The organism is Haloarcula marismortui ATCC 43049, from assembly GCF_000011085.1.
Taxonomy (GTDB): Archaea; Halobacteriota; Halobacteria; order Halobacteriales; family Haloarculaceae; genus Haloarcula; species Haloarcula marismortui.
On record NC_006396.1, the window covers coordinates 1521172 to 1543652 of the forward strand.

26 protein-coding genes are annotated in these 22481 nt (G+C 63.4%); 11 read left to right on the forward strand and 15 right to left on the reverse strand.

The window, feature by feature from the left end:
* Nucleotides 1-3 precede the first annotated feature (3 nt).
* The 3 genes from RR_RS11620 to RR_RS11630 are packed head-to-tail and all read right to left on the reverse strand — an operon-like array spanning nt 4 to nt 2921.
* Nucleotides 4-1722: an ABC1 kinase family protein gene (locus RR_RS11620; RefSeq protein WP_049938911.1), complete on the reverse strand. Its 1719-nt coding sequence runs from the start codon at nt 1720-1722 to the stop codon at nt 4-6.
* 18 nt (nt 1723-1740) lie between these two features.
* Nucleotides 1741-2097: an Hsp20/alpha crystallin family protein gene (locus RR_RS11625; RefSeq protein WP_004957670.1), complete on the reverse strand. Its 357-nt coding sequence runs from the start codon at nt 2095-2097 to the stop codon at nt 1741-1743.
* A 47-nt stretch (nt 2098-2144) separates the two neighbouring features.
* On the reverse strand, nt 2145-2921 hold the full coding sequence (locus tag RR_RS11630; protein ID WP_011223798.1) for a GIDE domain-containing protein: 777 nt from the start codon (nt 2919-2921) through the stop codon (nt 2145-2147).
* Nucleotides 2922-3121: 200 nt separating this feature from the next.
* Between RR_RS11630 and RR_RS11635 the strand changes: the two genes are divergently transcribed.
* Nucleotides 3122-4051 (forward strand): molybdopterin-binding protein, encoded by a 930-nt coding sequence (locus tag RR_RS11635; protein WP_049938912.1) that lies wholly within the window; start codon nt 3122-3124, stop codon nt 4049-4051.
* On the opposite strand, the gene RR_RS11640 is transcribed toward RR_RS11635, so the two are convergent.
* From RR_RS11640 to RR_RS11665, 6 genes are all read right to left on the reverse strand, one after another.
* Entirely contained in the window at nt 4039-4686 is a 648-nt protein-coding gene (locus tag RR_RS11640; protein ID WP_004957679.1) for an HAD family hydrolase, read from the reverse strand. The two genes, RR_RS11635 and RR_RS11640, sit on opposite strands and share 13 nt — an antisense overlap.
* Nucleotides 4687-4793: 107 nt before the next feature.
* Nucleotides 4794-5213 (reverse strand): LWR-salt protein, encoded by a 420-nt coding sequence (gene lwrS, locus RR_RS11645; RefSeq protein ID WP_049938913.1) that lies wholly within the window; start codon nt 5211-5213, stop codon nt 4794-4796.
* Nucleotides 5214-5223: 10 nt separating this feature from the next.
* A complete protein-coding gene (locus RR_RS11650; RefSeq protein WP_004957684.1) occupies nt 5224-5502 on the reverse strand; it encodes a 4a-hydroxytetrahydrobiopterin dehydratase in 279 nt (92 codons plus the stop codon).
* A gap of 41 nt (nt 5503-5543) precedes the next feature.
* Entirely contained in the window at nt 5544-6890 is a 1347-nt protein-coding gene (gene hemA / locus RR_RS11655) for a glutamyl-tRNA reductase (protein WP_004957688.1), read from the reverse strand.
* Nucleotides 6887-7534: a precorrin-2 dehydrogenase/sirohydrochlorin ferrochelatase family protein gene (locus RR_RS11660; protein WP_011223800.1), complete on the reverse strand. Its 648-nt coding sequence runs from the start codon at nt 7532-7534 to the stop codon at nt 6887-6889. Before RR_RS11660 ends, hemA begins: the two co-directional genes overlap by 4 nt.
* A 46-nt stretch (nt 7535-7580) precedes the next feature.
* Entirely contained in the window at nt 7581-8636 is a 1056-nt protein-coding gene (locus tag RR_RS11665; protein WP_011223801.1) for a siroheme decarboxylase subunit beta, read from the reverse strand.
* Between the two features lie 111 nt (nt 8637-8747).
* On the opposite strand from RR_RS11665, the gene RR_RS11670 reads away from it, so the two are divergent.
* A complete protein-coding gene (locus RR_RS11670) occupies nt 8748-9038 on the forward strand; it encodes a DUF7577 domain-containing protein (protein ID WP_049938914.1) in 291 nt (96 codons plus the stop codon).
* Between the two features lie 5 nt (nt 9039-9043).
* On the opposite strand, the gene RR_RS11675 is transcribed toward RR_RS11670, so the two are convergent.
* The 3 genes from RR_RS11675 to RR_RS11685 form a co-directional block, all read right to left on the reverse strand.
* The gene (locus RR_RS11675) at nt 9044-9454 is read right to left on the reverse strand and encodes a DUF5778 family protein (RefSeq protein WP_004957698.1); all 411 of its coding nucleotides are present in this window, start codon (nt 9452-9454) and stop codon (nt 9044-9046) included.
* Between the two features lie 173 nt (nt 9455-9627).
* Nucleotides 9628-9822 carry a cold-shock protein gene (locus tag RR_RS11680; protein WP_004957702.1) on the reverse strand — a complete coding sequence of 65 codons (195 nt, stop codon included), beginning with the start codon at nt 9820-9822 and terminating at the stop codon, nt 9628-9630.
* Nucleotides 9823-9824: 2 nt separating this feature from the next.
* Nucleotides 9825-10019 (reverse strand): cold-shock protein, encoded by a 195-nt coding sequence (locus tag RR_RS11685; protein WP_004517065.1) that lies wholly within the window; start codon nt 10017-10019, stop codon nt 9825-9827.
* A 115-nt stretch (nt 10020-10134) separates the two neighbouring features.
* Here RR_RS11685 and uppS point away from each other — a divergent pair, with 115 nt between their 5' ends.
* Entirely contained in the window at nt 10135-11061 is a 927-nt protein-coding gene (uppS, locus tag RR_RS11690; RefSeq protein WP_007188873.1) for a polyprenyl diphosphate synthase, read from the forward strand.
* Between the two features lie 4 nt (nt 11062-11065).
* Here uppS and RR_RS11695 read toward each other — a convergent pair whose 3' ends face one another.
* Nucleotides 11066-11674 carry an undecaprenyl diphosphate synthase family protein gene (locus RR_RS11695; protein ID WP_049938915.1) on the reverse strand — a complete coding sequence of 203 codons (609 nt, stop codon included), beginning with the start codon at nt 11672-11674 and terminating at the stop codon, nt 11066-11068.
* Nucleotides 11675-11764: 90 nt separating this feature from the next.
* Between RR_RS11695 and RR_RS11700 the strand changes: the two genes are divergently transcribed.
* Nucleotides 11765-13123, forward strand: a complete 1359-nt coding sequence (locus tag RR_RS11700; RefSeq protein WP_049938916.1) for a DUF92 domain-containing protein — start codon at nt 11765-11767, stop codon at nt 13121-13123.
* The gene (locus RR_RS11705) at nt 13120-13536 is read left to right on the forward strand and encodes a GNAT family N-acetyltransferase (RefSeq protein ID WP_011223805.1); all 417 of its coding nucleotides are present in this window, start codon (nt 13120-13122) and stop codon (nt 13534-13536) included. Before RR_RS11700 ends, RR_RS11705 begins: the two co-directional genes overlap by 4 nt.
* Here RR_RS11705 and dnaG read toward each other — a convergent pair.
* Nucleotides 13533-14870 (reverse strand): DNA primase DnaG, encoded by a 1338-nt coding sequence (gene dnaG, locus RR_RS11710; RefSeq protein ID WP_011223806.1) that lies wholly within the window; start codon nt 14868-14870, stop codon nt 13533-13535. The genes RR_RS11705 and dnaG overlap by 4 nt on opposite strands.
* Nucleotides 14871-15048: 178 nt before the next feature.
* Nucleotides 15049-15759: a sugar phosphate isomerase/epimerase family protein gene (locus tag RR_RS11715; protein ID WP_004957719.1), complete on the reverse strand. Its 711-nt coding sequence runs from the start codon at nt 15757-15759 to the stop codon at nt 15049-15051.
* A 51-nt stretch (nt 15760-15810) separates the two neighbouring features.
* Here RR_RS11715 and RR_RS11720 point away from each other — a divergent pair, with 51 nt between their 5' ends.
* The 6 genes from RR_RS11720 (at nt 15811) to RR_RS11745 (ending at nt 22392) form a co-directional block, all read left to right on the forward strand.
* The gene (locus RR_RS11720; RefSeq protein ID WP_004957722.1) at nt 15811-16155 is read left to right on the forward strand and encodes a tRNA-binding protein; all 345 of its coding nucleotides are present in this window, start codon (nt 15811-15813) and stop codon (nt 16153-16155) included.
* Between the two features lie 75 nt (nt 16156-16230).
* Nucleotides 16231-16440, forward strand: coding sequence for a DUF3311 domain-containing protein (locus RR_RS11725; RefSeq protein WP_004957724.1), 210 nt, complete (start codon nt 16231-16233; stop codon nt 16438-16440).
* A 1-nt stretch (nt 16441) separates the two neighbouring features.
* Nucleotides 16442-17968, forward strand: coding sequence for a sodium:solute symporter family protein (locus RR_RS11730; RefSeq protein WP_049938917.1), 1527 nt, complete (start codon nt 16442-16444; stop codon nt 17966-17968).
* A 102-nt stretch (nt 17969-18070) separates the two neighbouring features.
* On the forward strand, nt 18071-18502 hold the full coding sequence (locus RR_RS11735) for a YgaP family membrane protein (protein WP_004957731.1): 432 nt from the start codon (nt 18071-18073) through the stop codon (nt 18500-18502).
* 69 nt (nt 18503-18571) lie between these two features.
* The gene (locus tag RR_RS11740; RefSeq protein WP_004957733.1) at nt 18572-19489 is read left to right on the forward strand and encodes a DUF6293 family protein; all 918 of its coding nucleotides are present in this window, start codon (nt 18572-18574) and stop codon (nt 19487-19489) included.
* 230 nt (nt 19490-19719) lie between these two features.
* A complete protein-coding gene (locus RR_RS11745; protein ID WP_049938918.1) occupies nt 19720-22392 on the forward strand; it encodes a valine--tRNA ligase in 2673 nt (890 codons plus the stop codon).
* Nucleotides 22393-22481 lie beyond the last annotated feature (89 nt).

Consider the following 22481-nt stretch of genomic DNA (forward strand, 5'->3'; position numbering starts at 1 on the left):
CGTTCAGTCACCGCTGTAGGCGTCGTCGGTGTCCTCGCCGAAGGAGGTGTTGAGCCCGCCCGGGCTCTCCCTGTCTTGCTCACGCATACTCTGTCGCGTGAACTGCGGCTTGGCGCGGACGGCCTTTTTCGAGCGGAACGACCACCACAGCGCCAGTGACAGGCCGACAGTTCCAGCGATACCGACACCAGTGGCCGGCAGCGACGCCTGCGTGTACAGGAACGCTGTCGAAAACAGCGTGCTCGCGAGCAACATCCCGAGGATGAGCCGCTTGGTCATCGTCGCGAGCAGGCCATCGGAGTCCTCAATGTCGGCCTGTACGCGGAAGTCCTCCCGCTCGACTCTGTCGAGGGCGGACTCCAGTTTCGGCGGGATACGGACGGCCGACCGAGCGGCGTCGGATACTTCGGTCGCCCGGTCCTCGACGAAGTTCCGAACGCCCTCGGCGAGATACCCCTCCTCGCGGAGATAGTCGGTCGCAACGCCGATGAAGTCGAAGTCCTCGTCGAGGGTGACACAGACGCCTTCAACGACCGTGGCGACGCGCAACACCAGCGCCAGGTTCGCCGGCAGCCGGAGCGGGAACTCGTAGATGGTGTCTTCGACTTGCTGGATGATCTGCTGGACGCGGTACTGCTCGATGTCCTCGCCACGGGCGTCGGCGATGGCCAGTTCCATCACGTCGCCCATCACCTGCCGGTCGGCCTCCGGCGAGAGCGTCCCCATCTCGATGAGGGCATCGAGGATGGCATCGATGTCCTGATCGGCGACGGCGGCGTAGAAGTCGATGATCTTGTCCTGCACGAACGGGTCGACTCGACCGGACATCCCGAAGTCGTAGAAGACGAGCGTCCCGTCGTCTTGCACGGCGAGGTTCCCGGGATGTGGGTCGGCGTGGAACACGCCATCGTCGATAATCATCTGCAGGTACGCCCGCTGGAGCGTCTCGGCCAGCTCCGTCCGGTTGATACCGCCCGCGTCGAGGCTGTCGATGTCGTTGATCTTCGTGCCGGGGACATACTCCATCGTCAGGACGCGCCGGGTGGAGTGAGACTCCTTGACTTCGGGGATGCAGATGCGGTCGTTGTCCCTGAAGTTCTCCCGAATTTCGGTGAGCATCCGCCCCTCTCGCTGGTAGTCCATCTCCTCGCGGATGGTCTTCGAGAACTCGTCGGCGAGTGTCTCCAGCGAGAACGACCGAGAGTCGTCGATGAAATACATCAACAGCGGGAGCGACCAGCGGACGACCCGCAGGTCGGCCTCGACGAGCGTCTCGATACCGGGCCGGCGGATCTTGACGGCGACCTTTTCACCGTCGACCTCCGCCAGATACACCTGACCGAGCGACGCGCCGCTTATCGCCTCTCTCTCGAATTCATCGAAGCGGTCATCGACAGACCCCAGTTCGTCCTCGATGACAACCCGTGCCTCGTCCCAGTCCGCCGGTGGCACGCGGTCCTGGAGCTTGGAGAACTCCTCGATGTATTCTGGTGGCAGGACGTCCGGTCGCGTCGAGAGGATCTGTCCGAGTTTGATGAACGTCGGGCCGAGCGTTAGCAACGAGTCGAGCAGCTGCTGTGCACGTTTGCGACGCTGTTCAGGCGTGACGCGGCGCGATGAGCCGATCACGAAGAACCGCTTTCGGTCTCGTGCGTACGCGACCAACAGGGGCAGGAAGTGGCGTGCAACGACGAGGAACCGCCAGTACGCGCGAAGATTCACCGGCTTGCCACCTCTGAATCAGTCCCCGTCGATCGGGATTGTGGTGCTCGGTGCGGCTGTCGCCTTCGGCAGTCGGAGTTCGAGGACGCCGTTTTCCACGGTCCCCTCCCCGCCCTGCCCGGTCGTGTCCGGCGGGAGCGGAAGCTCAGCGTCAAGGAACACGGAACGGTCCTCGCGGACGAACGTAAACTCCCCGGGCACGTCCTTGGTCCGTTGCCCGTCGATACGAAGGCGGCCCCCTTCAACGGTCACGTCGATTGTCTCCGCGGTCACGCCCGGCAGGTCGAGCACGAGCAGATATTCGTCCTCGGATTCGAGCACGTCCGCGAACACGGCGTCGGGAAGGTCCCGAAGCGCTTCACGCAGGGCAGACATACGCCCGTCTAGGTGGTACGCTGTGGTAAACCCGACGGTCTCTGCTACTACAGGAGTGTGGAGAAGAGGGCGACGCTGCCGACGATAACAGCGACGAGACCGAACACAGTTTCAGCGATAGCGCCCCGAACAATCCGTCGGGCGGTGCCACGCTCGCTGGTGTCGGAAATGACGAACACCGGCGTCGCGTTGCCGTCCCCGACAATAGCATCGACCAGATTGCTGCCCCACGCTGTTGCGGGGCCGCGCATCGCCTGGCCGTAGACGTACACATCCTCGCCAACGTCCAGCCGACGCTCGGTAAAGCGCTGTTTGTTCCCCAGGCTGATTTCTGTCACGAGCAGGTTCACGGACCCATCCTGTGCCTCGACGCCCTCCGTTCGCTCGACGTACGCAGCCAAGCGCTCAGGGAGTTCAGTTCCGGGAGAGACTGTCACCGACTGGGATTCGAACCGTACGTCCGCTCCGTCTGGGTTTACGCGAACGCGCGCGTTGCCGTCGTCCACGATGAAGTCGACGCCGTCCTGCCCCTCGTCTAGCGTCTCCCAGTTTGAGTGTTTGCCTGACGAGCGGTACTCCTCGACTTCGTAGGTGTATGCCAGACACTCGCTACCGGTAAAGGGGGCCGTGACGGTCCCGGCACCCTCGTTGGCGACAGCTGTGCCAGTGATTTCGACAGGACCAGTGTGCCCGTCGAGTGAGCGCACTGGAACCGGATCGTTCCGGAGGATGTGGAACACCGTTTTGAGTTCCCGGCCGCCGCGGAGGAGGACGAAACCGCCGATAGTCAGGAACACGATGCCAACCAGTTGCGGGAGGACCATACGTCGATGCCGGACCCGACCGAGAAAAAATATTCCCAGTTACGCCGTTCCACAGCCGGGACGCGGCGGGTGGATCAGATCAACGTCCCCGCACGCGGCAGATGGCTGAAAGCAACGTCACCGGATGGCTGAAGACAGCGATACGCGGAGACACTGCCGCCACGCAGGGTACTTTTGCTACAGCGGCCGCTAGTACGGGTATGGCTGGCCCCTCGCCGTCGGACGCTGAGTCGCTCCCGCTGGAAACCGCACGCCGACGAATCGGCAGCGTCGCTGCGCCCATCGACCGAACAGACAGGATTCCGCTCTCCGTCGCCGTCGGACGTGTTCTGGCGACACCTGCGACGGCGAATGACCCTATCGAGGGAGCCGAAATCAGCGTCGGGGACGCCGTTTTCGAGCAAGGCCATCAGATACGACCCGGCGACGTGGGACTGCTGAGAGCCGCTGGAGTTTCCGAACTCCTCGTCCGCCAGCGACCGCAGGTAGGTATTCTACCGACTGGCGATGAACTGGCCCAGCGGGACGCGGGCGAGAGCCAGCAGGTCGAGACGGCGGGGTTCACGCTGGCACAGTACGTCGACCGCTGGGGCGGCAAGGTAACGTACCGGGACCCAGTCGCCGACGACGCGCCGGCACTCCGGATGGCGGTCCAGCGTGACCTCACCCGGGAACTGATCGTCATTACCGGGACGGAACCGGGTGACGCGCTCCGAGAAATCGTCGCCGAACTTGGCGAGGTGCTCGCGGACCGTCTCGCGATCGACCCCGGCCATCGGACCGGGATAGCCGTCGTCGAGAACCGACCGGTAGTGCTCCTGCCGGAGTCGCCAGGCGCGGCCCGCGTCGGCGCTGTCCAGCTCGTTCGTCCACTCCTGAAGACGTTCGCCCACGCCCCACTGCCCGCCCATCCAGAGACACGAGCGACGCTGACAGCGCACGTCGACAGTCAAAACGGTGTCAGGACGTTTACTCCGGTCGCTGTGGGCGACGGCACAGCGACGCCGTTGCCCGGCGTTGACCTCGCGACGGCGACCCGGGCCGATGGCTGGGTGTCCGTGCCCGCCGCCGAGGCTGGTATCGATACCGGAACGACCGTCACTGTTGAAAACTGGGACTATCTCCCCTGAGACGACGACAGGTCCAGCAGCGAGGCGACCCGTCTATCGCCGCGCACGCACCGGCCCGTCTCCGTGGGGGACCGACGACCAACGTGAACGCCGTCGAGGCCCGCGTTCCACGCCGCACCGATGTCTGACGGATTGTCTCCAGCCAGCACACCGTGGTGGCCGTTGTACCAGACATCCATCTCCCGCATCGCCAGTTCCACCGGCTTCGGGTCGGGCTTCCAGCCGATGTCATCGTCACAGCAGACGACCGTTTCGAACCAGTCGGTGATATCCAGATGGTCAAGCACTGGTTCGGTGAGGTACTGCTGGCAGTGCGTGACCAGTCCGACCGGTGTATCGAGGGTCGCGAGGAACTGCTCGGCATCGTCGTAGAGATACGTCGCCTCGGCCCGCGCAATAGGGTCTTCCTCCTCGTGGAACAGCCGCCAGAACTCCTGCTGGTCGACGTTGCGCTCCGCAAGCGTCCGTGACCGTGTCCCACCGAAGCCGTACCAGAGTGCATCCCGCTCCCGGTCCGTGAACTCGACGCCGAGGCGGTCGCCGACGGCACCCATCACTTTCCGGGGGTACGCTGGCTCGATATCGACGAGCGTCCCGTCGAGATCAAACAGCCAGAAGTCGTAGTCGGTGGTCATGAGGATAGATTATTTAGCGATTCTCTGATAAAGTCTTTCGGGCCCTACGACCGGTTTTGCTGTGTATAACCTCTCTGTAGCCACTGACTACACAGTCGCGTCTCGTTTCACCCCACCCGAATCGAGCTACCGAGGTACTTGGTGACGACTTCGCTGACCGACCCGGCATTGAACAGGGACAGGTCGTCCGCGATTTCGCTCTTCAGCGCGTCGAAATACGCCTCGTCGGTCCTGAGTTCACTGAACGACGCCGAAACAACTGGACAGCCGAGTTCGTCTTCGACGAGCCGACGGAAATGCGGTTCGTCAGCGAGTTTGCCCCGCCAGAGCGTGTCCCGGAAGAACAGCCAACCGCGTTCCCCCGGGTCGTCAGCTGCCCGATACAGCGTCGTCTCGAACCGGTCGGGGTCGGTCCGTAGCCCATCAGCGGCCGGTTCCAGCCCGATTTCCACACGGAACACGTACCGGGCGGTCGCGCCGTCTGGATCAGTCGGCTGGAGCGACGTGAGTCCGCCTGTCGTATCCACTGTCACACCGTCAGTCGTGGATGCCGTTCAGCCGCTCGGCAAGGTCAATGTCGTTTTCCGTGATGCCGCCGGCGTCGTGGGTCGTGAGTCGGACTTCGACCTCACCCCAGCGGATGGTCATCTCCGGGTGATGCCACGCGTCCTCGGCGAGGCCGGCCGCGGCGCTCAGAAACCCCGACGCGTCCAGATAGCCGTCGAACTCGAAGACACGAACGATTTCGTCGTCTTCGCGGGTCCATTCCTCGGGTAGCCGGTCGCTAATCTCTGCATCAGAGAGCAGGTCTGCCATATCGGATACGTCGGACGGCGTAGGCAAAAAGGTGGGCGTGGTCAGTCGTCGGAGAGTCGGTCAAGCATCGCGTTCGGGATCTCGTCGCGCATACCGTCAGGGATGTCCTCGACCGACATGCCCTTGGTGAACTCGGGCGGGGTAGCCTGGTCGGGGCCGCCGAAGTCCGGGTCGAACAGCTGGAGCGCCGTATGAATCGTCGACCAGTCATCCTCCTCTGCGGCGTCGCGCAGGCTCTTGGTCGGTGCGGCGAGGATCTGCGAGACGATAGCGTCGGCCATTGCTTCAACGACTTCGGCCTGTTCATCATCGAAGTCAGCCGCCGAAAGCGCACTGTTTATTTCTGCTGCCTTGACCTGTTCGGCGCTTTCGTACATCGTCGAGATGACCCTGTCGGCGCGTTTGCGCTTGTACTGCGTGAGCAGGCGGTCGAACTCCTCGTCGACGATACGCTCGACCGCTTCAGCGGCTCGCTGCCGCTTGTTCCGTGTTTCGGCAGTCACCGACTCCAGCGCGTCAAGATCATACACTGTCACCGACGGGAGGCGGTCCGCACCCGCCGGGACATCACGCGGCTGGGCAATATCGACAATGGATACGTCGCCGGAATCGCTGAAGGTCCCGATATCGAACACCTGATCGCCGCTTCCCGTTGCCGAAATGACGGCACTGGCCTCGGAGACGGCCGCTTCGATACCGTCGAGCGCGAGCGCGCTGGCGTCGATATCGACCGATTCAGCGATGTGCTCCGCGTGTGGGACCGTCCGGTTAGCCACGAGCAGTCGGTCTACCTCCTCGCTAAGCGCCTCCGCAGCGAGTTGGCCCATCTCGCCAGCCCCAACAACGAGCGCTGTCCCGTCAGTCAGCGAACTCTCCTGTTTGAGCAAGCGAACCGCGGCGGAGGCAATCGAGACGACTCCTTCGTTGATTTTCGTCTCCGTGCGGGCGCGCTCGCCGACGTGGATCGCTTTCGTGACGCCGTCTTCAAGCATCGGCCCGATGCCGCCAACGCCGCGGGCGGTCTCGTAGGCGGTCCGAAGCTGGCCGAGGATCTGGTCTTCGCCCAGCACAATCGATTCGAGGCCGGCGGCCACCCGGAGCAAGTGACGGAGGCTCTCCTCGTGACCCATCTCGACGACGACATCGTCGGGCACGGCTCGGGTAAACAGTTCGAGGGCCTCGAGCCCGTCCTCGTGATCAGAGACGACAACGTACCCCTCGGTACGGTTACACGTCTGCAGTGCAATCGCTTCTTCGACCGCGGGGTTCGCGAGCAAGGATTCGACGGCGTGGCGCTCGCTGTCCGCCGCAGCGGTTTCTAATTGGTCGACGCTTGCGCGCTCATGGGAGATACAGACCCCAACAATTGCACCAGTGTCCCCTCTCACGTTTGATCACCAGGTAACTCTCCGATCACGTCTCTAGCTACTTGCTCTCCTTTGGACCTGCCACTATCTAAAGCCTTCCAAACTTCCCGTGACCTGACAACGAACCTAACGGCGTCACGCCGTTTGGCCGGCGGGACCCCCCGGTCGCGCAGGTCCTCACGGAGGTCGCCAACAAGGTCCGCCATCAGGCCAGCGTTTCCGAACTCGTCTTCGAACCGCTCGCGAAGGTGCTTCGACAGCGCTGGCGCGCGTCCGCCGGTCGCAATCGCCAGCGTCACGGGGTCGTCTCGTACCGTGGCAGGCACGACAATGTTGCCGAACGACTGGTCGCCATGGTCGTCGGTGCGGTTGACAAGCGCGCCGTGTTCCGCGGCAGCTGTGCTAAAAGCGCCGTTCAGGTCCGAGTCGTCTGTCGCGGCAACGACCAGCGCCGGGTCGGTCCGCTCGACCCAGTCTGTGGCGTCCTCTGGGGTCGGTGCGGCTCGGACTTTTTCGGCGTCAGCGAACGTCCGGTCGCCGAACTCAGGGCTGAGGACGACGACGCTCGCCTCCGTAGCGAATGTGCGAGCCTTGCGCGCGCCGACTGAACCGCCGCCGACGACGAGCACCGTCTCGCCCTCGAAGTCGTGCATGAGTGGAATCATCGGTTGGAACACCCTGATTCAGCACTACGGTCCTGCATACGCACGGTCACGCCGTTTCTGTGTTCTGTCGCGCTCGTTCGTCCAGCCTGATACCCGTCTTTTTCAGAATGCGCGTCGAGAACAGCGTGTCCCAGTCGTCCTCGGACACGTCCCAGTGTTCAGCCATCCGGTCGCGGACCTGCTGGATGCGCTCCTGACTCTCCGCCTCGCTTCGCCCGTGAGTCATCGCGAAGAAGTTGTACGGCCAGACGCCGTCGTGGCGAGGCCGCTCGTAGCAGTGTGTCACGAAGTCGAACTCGGCGATAGCCGGGCCAACCTCGTCGATGACCTCGTCGGGCACGTCCCAGACAGTCATCCCGTTCTCGCTGTAGCCAAGCGCGTAGTGGTTCGGGATAACGCCGACCCGGCGGACCTTTCCTTCCATGTTGAACCGCTGTATTGTCTCCAGTACCCAATCAACGTCGGCGTCAATTTCAGCAGCCACGTCAGCGTACGGCGTGGCAGTGACCGGGAGCCCGTCCTGAATTTCCAGCACGAGGTCCAGTTCGTCGGCGGTCAGAGACTGGCTGTCGGTCGGGGTCACGTCCGGCCCCAGAGCCGAACAGTCGATGTCCTGGGTCTGTGGCCCCTCGACGGGGAACTTCGCGCCGACGTGGAACTCCTGCTGTTTCGGGAGGTTGTACGTCTCCTCACCGGTTTCGGCCTCGATTTCGGCTAGTACCTCCTTGACTCGACTTTCCTCGGCCACCGAGACCACGAACCACATATTTAGATGGGGATGTTCGCGCTCGTAATTGTGCGCGACCTCCGGGTACGCGTTTATTATCTCGGCGTGCTCGTCGTAGCTGTCCTCGGGGGCGTGAGTTGCGACAAGCGTGGCGGTGCCACCGATCGCTTCAGCATTGATGAGTGCCCCGAACCGCGTGAGCACGCCCGCGTCGTCGAGGTCCTGTACGCGCGCTAGCAGCTCGTCCGCGTCGATGTCGACGCCGTGGTCGGCGAGGGCCGCCGCGGCCGGTTCGAACGGCCGTTCGACGACCGGGAAGCCGCCCTGGAAGGCGTTCAACACCGCCCGGTCTACCGTCCCGAGGTCTTCGCTCATACCGAAAGCTGGGAGTTCTGCGAATAAAAATAGCCCGGGACAGGCGAGCGAACGCGGCCCGCATATCCGGGTTGCCGGAGCGTTTTACCCCTTTGCGCCCCTAGTTCACATGTGGCAATCTCGACAGCCGAACTGACAGTCCGGCTGCTGGTCTACCTGTTCGTCCTGATAGGGGTGCCGCTGTGGTTTGTCCTCATGTTCCGGCTCATGGATTACGCCGCACATGATACGCTGGTCGAGCAGTTCAGCGGCCAACGCAACGGTCGCGACACCGGCCAGCTCAACGCCTACTTCGAACAGGCTGCAGTCGACGCAAGGAGCTGTCGTATCTGTGGCGCAGCGAACGGCCCCAACTACACGTACTGTCACAATTGCCAAGAGCGGCTGTCGACCGGCGATTGACGGGCTTACTCACCTTCGACGCCGGTGACTGCGTAGCCAGCGTTCTCGACCGCTTCGAGAATCCCGTCGTGGTCGGCGCTCGCCTCGTAGTAGAACACTAGATCGAAGGAACCGTTGCGAAGGAGCTGCTGACACTCCCAGACGAACTCCTCGTCGTCCAGCGTGAGGCCCTGATGCTGGTTCGACGCGAACTCGGGGTCGTCGCTGCCGGAGTAGACGAACGTATCCGTCGGGTCCAGACCGGCGCCCTCGGCAATGAACTCACCGACCTCGATGGTGGCCTGCATCATCTCTATCTCGTCGCTACCGTCGTACTCCGTGTGGACGACAGCGCCGTTGAGCTGAATCTCGCCCGGCTCAAGTAGTTGTTTGGTCCGGCGGTAAAGGTCATCGTCGAGTGCGTCGGCCTCGCTCATACCATGCGGTCGGTGTTGCTGTCCCTAAGGCACTTCGGATTCAGAGTGCTGATAGGTCTACCCGAAGATATTCGGTTCGAGAGGCGGTGCAGCGACAGTGGTGGGAACCCACACGCTGTCGAGTCGCACCGCTCAGTCGGTCCCGAACCCGTTGAAAAGCGAGCCGCCCTCGCTTACAGTCGCTCGAGGTTCTTCGCCCGCGGGCCTTTGTCTGCCTGTTCGATGTCGAATTCGACTTCTTGCCCTTCTTCTAAGTCCGGGCCGCCGACGTCTTCCATGTGGAAGAACACGTCTTCGTCGGCATCGTCGGTTTCGATGAAACCGTAGCCACCCGTATCGTTGAAGAAGTCTACAGTGCCTGTCGCCATGGTTACAGCCGCGTGAGGTTTTTCGCGCGCGGGCCTTTGTCGGCCTGCTCAATCTCGAATTCCACTTCTTGCCCCTCCTCGAGGTCAGGACCGTCGATGTCCTCCATGTGGAAGAAGACGTCCTCGTCGGAGTCTTCGGTATCGATGAAACCGTAACCGCCTGTGTCGTTGAAGAAGTCTACCGTACCGGTCGCCATTGCAATTCGAACGTGACGCCGTGGTATATTAAAACTATGCGCATATATTTCGACAGATTAGGCGGGAAATAACTGTACCCGGTCCCTTCCACAAAGCCCTTATTGAGTGGTTGAAATGTATACAACGATGCTATCGAGGGGGAAGCGACTGGGATATGCAGCCTACGAGCGATTGCTCCAGTGGGAACTGTCTGGAACGCCGGACCACGTCGCAGTCATTATGGACGGGAACCGAAGATACGCTGAAAAGCAGGGCACAAAAAAACAGGAGGGCCACAAAGAAGGAGCCCAAACGACGGAGGCACTGTTGAACTGGTGCGACGAACTCGGCATTCGTGAGGTGACGCTGTACACGTTCTCGACGGAGAACTTCGACCGCGACCCCGAGGAACGCGAACACATCTTCGACCTCGTCGAACAGAAGCTCCGAACATTTGCCGACGCCGACCGGGTCCACGAGGCCGGCGTGTGTATCCGCGCCATCGGCGAGACGGAGATGTTACCCGAGCGGGTCCGAGACGCTATCGACTACGCTGAGGGACGAACGGCGCAGTACGACCAGCTCAATCTCAACATCGCGCTGGCCTATGGCGGCCGGGCCGAGTTGCTCGGTGCGGCCCGCGACGTTGCCGCTGCTGTCGAGAACGAGACCCTTGACCCGACGGACGTCTCTGCGGAAACCATCGAAGAGCGGCTTTACGAGGGGCCGACCCGCGACGTTGATCTCATCGTTCGAACCGGCGGTGACGAACGCACCTCGAACTTCCTGCCGTGGCACGCCAACGGCAACGAGGCCGCCACGTTCTTCTGTACGCCCTACTGGCCCGAATTCCGGAAGGTCGACTTCCTGCGAGCGATCCGAACGTACCAGAACCGCGAGGATTCCTGGCGGACGACCCGTGCCGAGCGGTCGCTGGCACTGGTTCGTGCCATCGAGCAATCGGAGCTACCGACGGCCAAGCGGATGCTCGGGCGATTCCGTGACGCGCTCCCGAGTACCGAACGCGAGCAACTCGACGAAGAGTACGACCTCGCGGACTGACCTCCTAGCGGCCAAATCGCCGCTGTCGCTCCTGATAATCCCGCAACGCCCGCAAGTAATCCCGAAGCCGGAAGTTCTGCCAGTTCACGTCAGTGAAATACAGCTCCGAATACACGGACTGCCAGATCATGAAATCGGAGAGCCGCTCGGCCCCGGTCTTGATCACCAGATCCGGGTCGGTCGGAAAGACGAGATGCTCCTCGACCGCGGCCTCGTTGATGTCGCTCGGGTCGAGTGAGCCCGTATCGACGTCTTCTGCTAGTTTCTGGACGGCCGTCGCGAACTCTGACTGGCCGCCGAGTCCGATTGAAATCTGAATCGGGGCGTCGGCCGTCGTCTCGTCGTCCGGTACTCTGACCGCTATCTCCCGTGGCGCGGTGACACTTTCGAGTTCACGCTGCAGCGTCGGGATCGCTTCCTCGTCGAGGACACTCACGTAGACGACGACGGTGTCGGTGCCGTACTGGACGGCCCAGTCGAAAAAACGCTCTAAGGTCCGGTACGCGCCGTCTCCAAGCAGATCCCGCTCCGTAATCACCAGCGCGACCGTCTCGGGCAGGTCGGCGTCGCTGCGCCGAACGCGCGTTGCGAGATATCGGTCATATAGTCCCACGTCCGCCGGTATGCTGACAGCCCCAGTAAATCCCACGGTCCCTTCGACAGTTCGGAAAGGGTAAGTGCCTCTCGGGGATACCGGTGGGACGTGACTGGCACAGTCCGTCGGGCAGGTGCGTTCGCCGCCGTGGGGACCCTCGCGGTCGCCGTTCCGGCCGCAACGGGCTTTCGCTCGCTCGAACTCGCGACTGTCGCCGCTATCGCCCCCTTCGTCCTCGTCGCCGCGCTCGGCGTGACGGTCATCGGGCAGGACTCGCGGCTGTTCGACCTGTTCGCGCGCCCCGGTGACTACGAGGACGGGAAACTGTACGGGCTGGCAGCCTTCTCGCTTGCCGCCGCCGGCCTCGCGCTACTTGCCGTCCGCTTCAGTCTGCCGGTGCCGATGTTCGTCGGCGTCGTTGTCATCGTCGCCTACGGAAACCTCGGCCAGCGGCTCGCATACACCGTCCGCTCCGACGAAGTGGTCGCAACCGCGGGCTTCGTCCTCGTCGGCTTCGTCGCCGGCGTCGCGGGGCAGGTGCTCGGAACGCGGATTCAGGCCGCCGTCGGTGAGGGAGCGGCCGTCGTCGACCTCCCGCTCGTGCTGTTTCTTGCCGCCAGCGGTGCGTTCGTCGCTGCACTGCTTCGCTCGGTCCTGTTTGAGCGGGACGACCCGCTGGTGATGCTCACCGTGGGACTGCTGCTGTGGCTGTTTTTCGAACTCGACCCGTCGGTGACGGCACGGCGCGTCGTCATCGCACTCGCCGTGACAGTACTGCTCGGCTATCTCTCGTACGCGCTTGACACCGCATCCCTGCCGGGGATGCTCACTGGCGTCCTCCTCTCTTTTTTGACCATCGTGCTCGGCGGCTTCGGCTGGTTCGCCATGCTGATAACCTTTTTCGGGCTCGGTGGCCTCTCGACGAAGTACCGCTACGACGAGAAACTCGACCGCGGCATCGCCGAGGAGAACGAGGGCGCACGCGGGAGCGGGAACGTGCTCGCGAACTCCATCGTCGCGCTGTTCGCCGTCGTCGCGGCGGCGGCGAGTCCAAGCCATATCGCCGTCGACCCGCTCCTGTTCTTCTATGCCTTCGCCGGAGCCGTCGCCGCCGCGATGACAGATACGTTCTCCAGCGAGTTCGGCGGGCTCTACGACAACCCGCGGCTCATCACGACGCTCAGGCCCGTCGAACCGGGTACTGACGGCGGCGTGACCTGGCAGGGCGTTGCCGCCGGGGCCGCCGGCGCGGGCATCATCGCCGGCATCGCCGCGCTCACGCAGGACATCAGCACAGTCGGCAGCGGCGTCATCCTCCTCTGTGGGCTGGTCGGCATGACCGTCGACAGCCTGCTGGGTGCGACTGTCGAGGGCTCGGTCGTCGGCAATCAGGGCGTCAATATGCTCGCAACCCTGGCGGCCGCGCTGACCGGCGCTGGCGTCGTGCTGACCGCCGGCCTCCTATGATCCGGGAGGCTCGTTCCGAAGACGAGGTTCGACTCCGGGCTATTCAGACGAACGCGCTCGATGAGCCGTGGCCGGAACTCCTCGGCGTCGGAATCGATGGCCCGCCGCTCGTGCTAGTTCTCGATATCGGCGAACCGCTCGGCTACGCCTTGGTCGTGCCGGATCATCCGGTCGCATACTTAGCGGAGTTCGCCATCGCGCCCGGCAAACAGGGGCAGGGCCTCGGGACGACACTGATGAACGGGCTGCTGGACAGGCTCCGGACTAGTGGGTTCGAAACAGTGAGACTCACCGCACGCGCAGACGACAACCGGGCACGCTCATTCTACGACGGGTTCGGATTTTCGGTCGCCGACGAGCTCCCCGACCACTACGACGACGGCGACGGGGTGCTGTTCGTTCGGGACCTCTAACTCTCGATACGGACCTGCACGGCCGTCGGCTGTTTGACATACTCGCCGTGGCCGGCAGCGACGACGACATCGACGCCGCGCTGGGCGGCAACGTCGAGGAGCTTCTGCGAGCAGTCGGCATCGATGACGACAGTTTTGGGAACGTCCTCGGTGGATTCAAGCAATGAAACAACGGCATCTGCGTCACCCTCCGCAAGCAGCGTCGCATCCTCGTCGACCAGCCTGGCGGTTCCGCTGTGGGTCTGAATAACGGCTTCGATGTGGTCCGAAAGCGAGGGGATAGTCGGTCCGTCGCCGTTTTCAGTCGTCTCCTCGTCGGTCGTGGCATCCGCCACAGCGGTTGCGTTTGAGTTGTCCACGACGCTCGTCGTCCCATCGGTTGTCTCGACCTTCGCCGACCCTGTCTGTGAGCTGGGCGATGGCTGGTTGTCAGCGGCGTCATCCGATGTCGCGGCCGCCACGGCACCGCCGTCGGCAGTGGTCGACTCCCCTGCCTGAGACATCTCCTCGCGGATGCTGTCGAGGCTCTTGGCGCTTGCGACCGTTTCGTACGGAACTTTGTCCCGTAGTGCCGACATCACCTCACTGCGTGAGAGGTCCTCGACGGACTTGTCGCTGGGAGTGACGGCAACGTAGTCCACGTCGCCGACCTGCGCGAGTTCCTTCAGGATGAGGTCCCCACCGCGGTCACCGTCGAGGAACGACGTGACCGTTCGACCGGCCGTCAGATCCGCAATAGCGTCGGGGACATCAGTTCCCTCGACTGCGACAGCGTTCTTGATGCCGTATTTGAGCAGTTGCATCACGTCCGAGCGCCCCTCGACGACGACAATCGCGTCGGAGTCAGCCACGCGTGGTCCAGCTGGGAGTCCTTCATAGTCGGTCACATCGGCGACTCGGACCTGCTGTCTGACCGTCTCGACGATGTCCGCGGTCTGGATGGACTTCTCCTCGAAGTCGTTCAGGAGTTCCGTCGCGCGCTCAACGACTTCGCGCCGCTTGGCGCTCCGTACGTCCTCGATCTCGGAAACTTCGATCTCGGCACGACACGGCCCCACCTGTTCGATGGTCTCCAGTGCCGCAGCGAGGATCGCTGTTTCGACCCTGTCGAGGCCGCTCGCGACGGTAATCTCTCCAAAAGACTGTCCGCCCTCGGAGCGTATCTCCACGTCGATGCGGCCGACCTTCTTCGAGTCCTGCAGGTCCCGCAGATCCAGTTCGTCACCGAGTAATCCTTCCGTCTGGCCGAACACCGCGCCGACGACATCGCTCCGCTCGACGACTCCCGCCGCCGTGATGTCGGCATGTATCAAATATTTCGCCGTATCTTGCATGATTGTCCTGTTTTCCAGCCCGTCAACCGGTGTTCCGACGGACTGCTGTCACTATACTGATGTTGGGTAGTACAGCGGAATAACCTTGCGCACGCGAGTCGAAATCAAACCTTCCCGCAGGTACGCGGCGCTCCGACACTGCCTCTGTATACCATTCTATTCCCGAAAGGTCGGCCACTCACCTCAGTAGCGGAGTCATGCCGTCGATACCGGCCTGAATGGCGTCAACCGGGTCCTCGGGGTTGTCGTGCTCGAAGACCAGCCACTCAGTCCCCGCCTCGCGGGCTGCATCAACCACCCCCTGGAGCGGCACCACGCCGTCACCGAGAGCCGTCGGCTCTCCGTCCGCGGTCATGTCTTTGAGGTGGACGACAGGAACGCGCCCGTCGAGTCGCCGAATCAGTTCGACGGGGTCCTGTCCCGCCGCGTGCGCCCACCCGGCGTCGAACTCGAACCCGATCGTCGTCTGGTCGACGAGCGCGTCGAAGGCGGTCCCGTCGCCGAGCGGGACGAACTCGTGGTCGTGGTTGTGGTACAGGAGCGGTCGGTCAAACTCCGCCGCAAGCATTTCGAGTAGCGTCGCCGTCGACTCGACTGCGCTCTCACTTGCGAAGTGATCGTCATCGAGATACGGGAGAACGAAATACGGCGCGTCAAGTGTCCGGACCTGATTGCCAACGGTGCGGGTGTCGGACTGCAGGTCTTCCAGTTGAACGTGGACGCCGGCAACGCCGAGTCCCGCCTCGTCGAGCGCGCGCCGGGACGCGCCCGGGTCGCCGATGCCGGCGAACTCCACGCCGTCGTAGCCCGCGGCGCTGATGCGGTCGAGTACGTCCGATAGCGGTTCCCGGAGTTCGCGGAGCGTCCAGAGCTGGATCGCTGTCTCCATACCGTTGTTGCGAACGCTGTCATAAAATAACTGGACGGACTACCGGGACGCATGGGATTCACTGAAACCGAGATCGATCCCGCACGATTCCTCGAAGACGTAGAGATGCGTATCGGCGAAATCGTCGACGTCGAACCGTTCCCCGAAGCCCGCAAAGACGTGTACAAGCTCGACGTGGCGTTTGGCGACGAAACGCGCCAGTCCGCCGCAGGGCTGACAGACGTGTACGATCCGGAGGACTTGCTCGGGTCGCAGGTCGTTGCCGTCGTCAACCTCGGGACGGTCTCAATCGCCGGCTTCGAGAGCGAGTGTCTGGTGACCGGGGTCGACAGCGAGGACGGCGTCGTCCACCTGACGCCCGAACGGGACGTCGAACCCGGGACTCGCGTGTATTGAAGAATATAGTTCTTCAACGGCTGTCGGTGAAGGTTCGTTACCCATTAGTACCGCCAGCGGCTAGACTGTCGTAATATGAGTACAGTCAGGGCCGCTGGGTGGACAGTCGTCGCGCTCGTGTTGATGGCGCTGGCAGTGCCGTGGTTCCTCTGGGACACCAGCACGGTCGCGGCCGGACTGCCCGTATGGCTGTGGTGGCACGTTGGATGGATGGCGCTTGCGAGCGTCGTCTTTGCTGTCTTTGCGCGCACCGACTGGGGCCTCGGCGTCGAGGAGGTGAACTGACGTGGCCGATACTGCGCTCCAGTTGGGTATCGTCGGCGCGTACATGGTCGTCGCGCTCGCGGTGGGCGCAGTCGCCTACCGGCTCACCGAGCGCACCGCCGAGGACTACTACCTCGCAAGCCGGACGCTCGGCACGGTCGTGCTGTTGTTTACCACCTTCGCGACGCTACTGTCGGCGTTTACCTTCTTCGGCGGCCCGAACCTCGCGTTCAGCGCCGGCCCCGAGTGGATTCTCGTGATGGGACTGATGGACGGTATCATCTTCGCCGTCCTCTGGTACGTGCTGGGATACAAGCAGTGGCTGGTCGGCAAGCGCCACGGCTACGTGACGCTTGGTGAGATGCTTGGCGACCGGTTCGGGTCGACGGCGCTCCGGGTTGTCGTCGCCGCTGTGAGCCTCGTCTGGCTGTTCCCGTACGTGATGCTCCAACAGAAGGGGGCCGGGCAAGCCATCGTCGGTCTCACGAACGGCGCGGTCCCGTTCTGGGTCGGAGCCGGCGGCATCACGCTGTTCATGATTCTCTACGTCGCGCTCTCGGGAATGCGTGGCGTCGCCTGGACCGACACGCTTCAGGGGCTGTTCATGCTCTCGCTGATCTGGGTCGCTGTCGCCTGGGTCCTCTCCGCTGTCGGCGGTGCGGGCGAAGCGACGGCCTTGCTGGCGTCCGAAGAGCCCGCGTTCGTCGGCCTTGGTGGCGGGCTCTACACGCCGCAGTACATCATCTCGACCGCGGTCAGCATCGCCTTCGGCGTGACGATGTTCCCGCAAATCAATCAGCGCTTCTTCGCCGCCGGGTCGAAGAAGGTGCTCAAGCGTACCTTTGCACTCTGGCCGGTGCTGGTCCTGCTCCTGTTCGTTCCGGCGTTCATGCTGGGGGCGTGGGCGGCCGGACTCGGCGTCACTGTCCCGGAAGGCGGCAACGTCATCCCGGCGCTGCTGGGCGAGTACACGCCGACGTGGTTCACCGCGCTGGTCATCGCCGGCGCGATGGCCGCGATGATGTCCTCCAGCGACTCGATGCTGCTGTCGGGCTCGTCGTACCTCACACGAGACCTCTACCGGCCGCTGACCGGCCGCGGCGACGCCAGCGACGAAGAGACTGACCGCCGCGAGGCACTCGTCGCCCGCGTCGGCGTTGTCGTGTTTGCCACCCTCTCGTTCGTTGCGAGCCTCTACACGCCGGGGACGCTGGTCCAGATTGGCGACACGGCCTTCAGCGGCTTCGCACAGCTTACCGTTCCCGTCGCACTCGCGCTGTACTGGCAGGGAACGACGCGTTCGGGGATGTACGCCGGCGTGGTCGGGAGTCAGGTGTTCTACGGCCTGCACGTCTTCCCCGTGCTTGCGACGGTTGGAGGGCTGTTCGGTCTCGACGTTGCCCTGCCGACGGCGTACTTAGGCTGGACGCCGGGCATCGTGGGCATCTTGGTTGGTCTCGTGTTGACGGTCACTGTCTCGCTGATGACTGCCCCCGCGGCAACCGAGGACCGCACCGCATACGCCGTCTCCGGCGTCGAAAGCGACTGAGACGCGTTCGGTCCGGTACCGACCGTTCACCGTGACAACCACCGGACGGCGGCCACCGTCGGACATGTAAACCTACAAAAGCATCCAGTCCAATACACAGGTATGGACTCCGATAAGAACGTCGGCGGTCGCGACCGCCTGATCCGAGCGGTGCTGGCAGTCGTCCTGACAATTGTCTCCCTGCGCTGGCTTCGCAGCGGGAAGCGCAAGCGCGGCCTGCTCGCTGGAATCGGCGCGCTCGGCCTGGGCTTCAACGCCTCGACGGGCTACTGCGGATTCAACGACACGCTCGACATCGACACGACGAGCGGGAGCGACGACGACGTGTTTGCACCGAGCGGCGCGGACGACGAGCCGGCAGCCGACGAGTCGACGGACGTGAGCGTAGACTTTACGTCCGCCGACGACACCGAAACCGCGAACGGCCACGCTAGCGGCGAGCTGACCTGTGCCGTCTGCGAGGACCCTATTGTTCCCGGGGAGCGCCGTGGGCCGAACGATGAAGGCGCTATCGTCCACGAGACCTGCGAGTAACGCGCCGGGATAAACGCTCAGCAGCCCGAGTCTGGTTCTTTTTATAATCACCGTCCCAGTCTTTCACATATGCAGACCCACATCGTCCCGGTCGGGTTCGACTACGACCGGCTCATCGCGCCGCTGGTGCGCGAGCAACTCGACGTTGACCGCGTCATCCTGCTGGAGGGGGCGGTCGGCAGCGAGGCCAACGTCGAGTACTCGCGCAATCTCGCCGAGAAGCTGGAAAAGGACTATCAGAACCTGCTCGGAGCGGAAACCGAGCGGTTCGTCGTCGCCGACGTGTACGACTACGACGAGGCCTTCGAGCAGGCCTTCGAACTCATCAACGCGGAACTCGACGCGGGCAGCGAGGTGTGGGTCAACGTCTCCGCGATGCCCCGGACTGTCTCCTTTGCCTTTGCGACCGCGGCCCACTCGATTATGGTCGAACGCGAGGGCGACCGGGACCGCATCCACACCTACTACACGGTCCCCGAGAAGTATCTGGAGACGGAACTCGCCGAGGAACTGCGCAAGCAGATCGACATGCTAGAGGACATGCGCACGGGCGAAGAAGTCGACGAGCGAATTGACGACCGACTCGAAACCGCGCGGGACCTGCTATCGGAGTTCGACGAGCGGGGGACAACCATCGGCGCGAAGGAGATCGACGGCTCCCACGTGGTTGAGCTTCCCGTCGCCTCCTTCTCGAACGTCAAGCCCTTCGAGGAGGTCATCCTCTTCACGCTGGGCGAACACGGCGAGTTCGAGTCCGTCTCCGAGCTAGCACAGCAGTTGGCCCGGGACCTCGGTGAGGAGTACACCGACTCCTTCCGTTCGAAGGTTATCTACAACGTCGACCGGCTCGGCCCCGGCGGGAAGGGGTACATCGAGCAGGAGGAACACGGGAAATCCTACCGGACGACGCTCTCGCGGATCGGACAGCTGTGGGTCCGCGCCCACTCCGCCGAGGACCGCGAGCACCGCGAGTCCGACCTGCCGTGAGCTGGTCGCTAGTATGAGCCCGTCGGGACGCTGGCGAAAACCGAAGTCATTAATCCTGCCGTAGGTCGAGTATTGTACAGATGGTGCGTCGACTCTCCCGAACGCTGGTTCTCGCGCCCGTCGGTGTAGGGGCCCCCACGCCCCACATCACCGCTCCAAATCGACGTACGCACCGCTGATAACCACGCCGCAGTCAGATGCTACCCGGGTGTTACACCCACCGCTTGAATATGAGTGATACACAGGACCCACCGCAGGACGAATCGACCACAGACGAATCAGCAGACGCCCTCGACGGGGAGTACGACCCCCGCGAGATAGAGCCGGAGTGGCAGGACCAGTGGGTCGCGGATAAGACCTACGCCTACGACGAGGACGCTGACACCCGCTTCAGCATTGACACGCCGCCGCCGACGGTGTCGGGGAACCTCCACATGGGCCACCTCTACCAGTTCACGCTGCAGGACTTCGTCGCTCGCTTCCACCGGATGCGCGACGACACCGTCTACTTCCCCTTCGGCTACGACGACAACGGCATCGCCTCGGAGCGACTGACAGAGCGCGAACTCGACATCCGACATCAGGATTACCCGCGCCGGGAGTTCCAGGAGAAGTGCCGCGACGTGTGTACGCAGTTCGAGGACGAGTTCACGCAGGACGTCCAGTCACTGGCGATCTCCATCGACTGGGACAACACCTACAAGACCATCGCGCCGGACGTCCAGCGGGTCTCGCAGCTATCCTTCCTCGACCTCTACGAACAGGGTCGGGAGTACCGTCAGCGCGCGCCGACCATCTGGTGTCCGGACTGTGAGACGGCTATTTCGCAGGTCGAGCAGGAGGATAAGGACAAGCACACGAAATTCAACGACATCGCCTTTGATCTGGTTGAGACCGGGGAGGGACCGGCCGACGAGGACGCGACGTTTACGATTTCGACGACCCGCCCCGAGCTACTGCCGGCGTGTGTCGCCGTCTTCGTCCATCCCGACGACGACGAGAACCAGCACCTCGTCGGTGGCAGTGCGCGAGTGCCCCTTTTCGAGCAGGAGGTTCCCGTCATCGCCGACGAGCGCGTCGACATGGAAACCGGCAGCGGCATCGTCATGTGCTGTACGTTCGGCGACCAGAACGACATCGAGTGGTACCAGGCCCACGACCTGCCGCTGCGGCTCGCAATCGACGAATCGGCGACGATGACGGACGTGGCCGGCGAGTACGAGGGAATGCACACCACCGAGGCCCGTGAGGCCATCATCGAGGACCTGCGCGAGGAGGGGTCGCTGCTCGAGAGCCGCGACCACGACCACACCGTGCAGGTCCACGAGCGCTGTGAAGAGGAGGTCGAGTATCTCGTCACCGAGCAGTGGTACATCGAGCTGCTCGACAAGAAAGAGGAGTATATCGAGGCCGGCCGCCAGATGGAGTGGTACCCTGAGAAGATGGCCACCCGCTACGAGCACTGGATTGAGGGGCTCGAATGGGACTGGTGCATCTCCCGTCAGCGCGATTCGGGCATCCCGATCCCAGTGTGGTACTGTGACGACTGCGGCGAGCCCGTGATGGCCGAGCGCGAGCAGCTGCCGGTTGACCCGCTGTCGGACGCCCCGCCGGTCGATAGTTGCCCCGAGTGTGGCCACGACTCGCTGACGCCCGAGGAGGACGTCTTCGACACGTGGGCAACCTCGTCGCTGACGCCGCTCGTGAACGCCGGCTGGGACTGGGATGCAGACAGTGAGTCGTTCACCATGGAACTGCCCGAGCTGTACCCCTTCGACCTGCGCCCGCAGGGTCACGACATTATCTCGTTCTGGCTGTTCCACACCGTCGTCAAGTGCTACGAGCACACCGGCGAGGTGCCATTCGAGAACGTGATGATAAACGGGATGGTGCTGGACGAGAACCGCGAGGCGATGTCCAAGTCCAAGGGCAACGTCATCCCGCCCAGCGAGGTGCTTGAAGAGTTCCCGGTCGACGCCACCCGCTACTGGGCCGCCGGCACCTCCATCGGCGACGACTTCCCGTACAAGGAGGGAGACCTCGAAGCTGGTGAACGGCTCCTCCAGAAGCTCTGGAACGCCTCGCGGCTGGTCGACCAGCTCACGCCGGCCGCCCGGCCCGACGAGCCCGAGGAACTGGCCGCGGTCGACGAGTGGCTGCTGGCCGAACTGGACGCGACTGTCGAGTCGGTCACGGCGAAGTTCGAGGACTACGAGTTCTCGAAGGCCCGGAACGAACTCCGGTCCTTTTTCTGGAACACGTTCTGTGACGACTACCTCGAAATCGCCAAGCAGCGACTTTCAGACGGGGAAGCTGTGTCGACCGAGTTCACGCTCCTGCAGGCCCACCGGACCTTCCTGCAACTGTTCGCGCCGTTCCTCCCGCACATCACGGAGGAACTGTGGGAGCGGTGCTACGAGGAAGATAGCTCAATCCACACGACGGACTGGCCGACCTCGGGCGGCTACGATGCCGACCTCGAAGCGGGCGAGACGGCGATGGAGGTCGTCTCCGCGCTCCGGCGGTACAAGACCGAGAACGGACTGCCGCTGAACGCCGACCTCGACCACGTCGAGGTGTTCGGCCACATCGCCGGCTTCGAGGACGCCGTCGCCGAGGCGATGCACGTGGCGCAACTGGACACCTACGACGAGGCCCCGGACATCACGACGGAAATCAGCGGCATCGACCTCGATTACTCGCTCGTCGGTCCCGAGTTCGGCAGCGAAGTCGGCGCGATTGACGCCGCTATCGAGGACGGTGACTACGAGATCGACGGCGACACGCTGCAGGTCGCTGGCGTCGAACTCGACGACGAGATGTTCGCTGTCGAGGAGTCCCGGACCTACTCCGGCGAGGGCGAGATGACCGAAACCGAGAGCGCCGTCGTCGTGGTTCGGTAGGCTCGCTGCGTTTTTTTGTCACAGACTCACTCCGTTCGCACCCATCGCCGGGACCAGTAGCATCAAGACCTGCGGGTCCGGTCATTGAA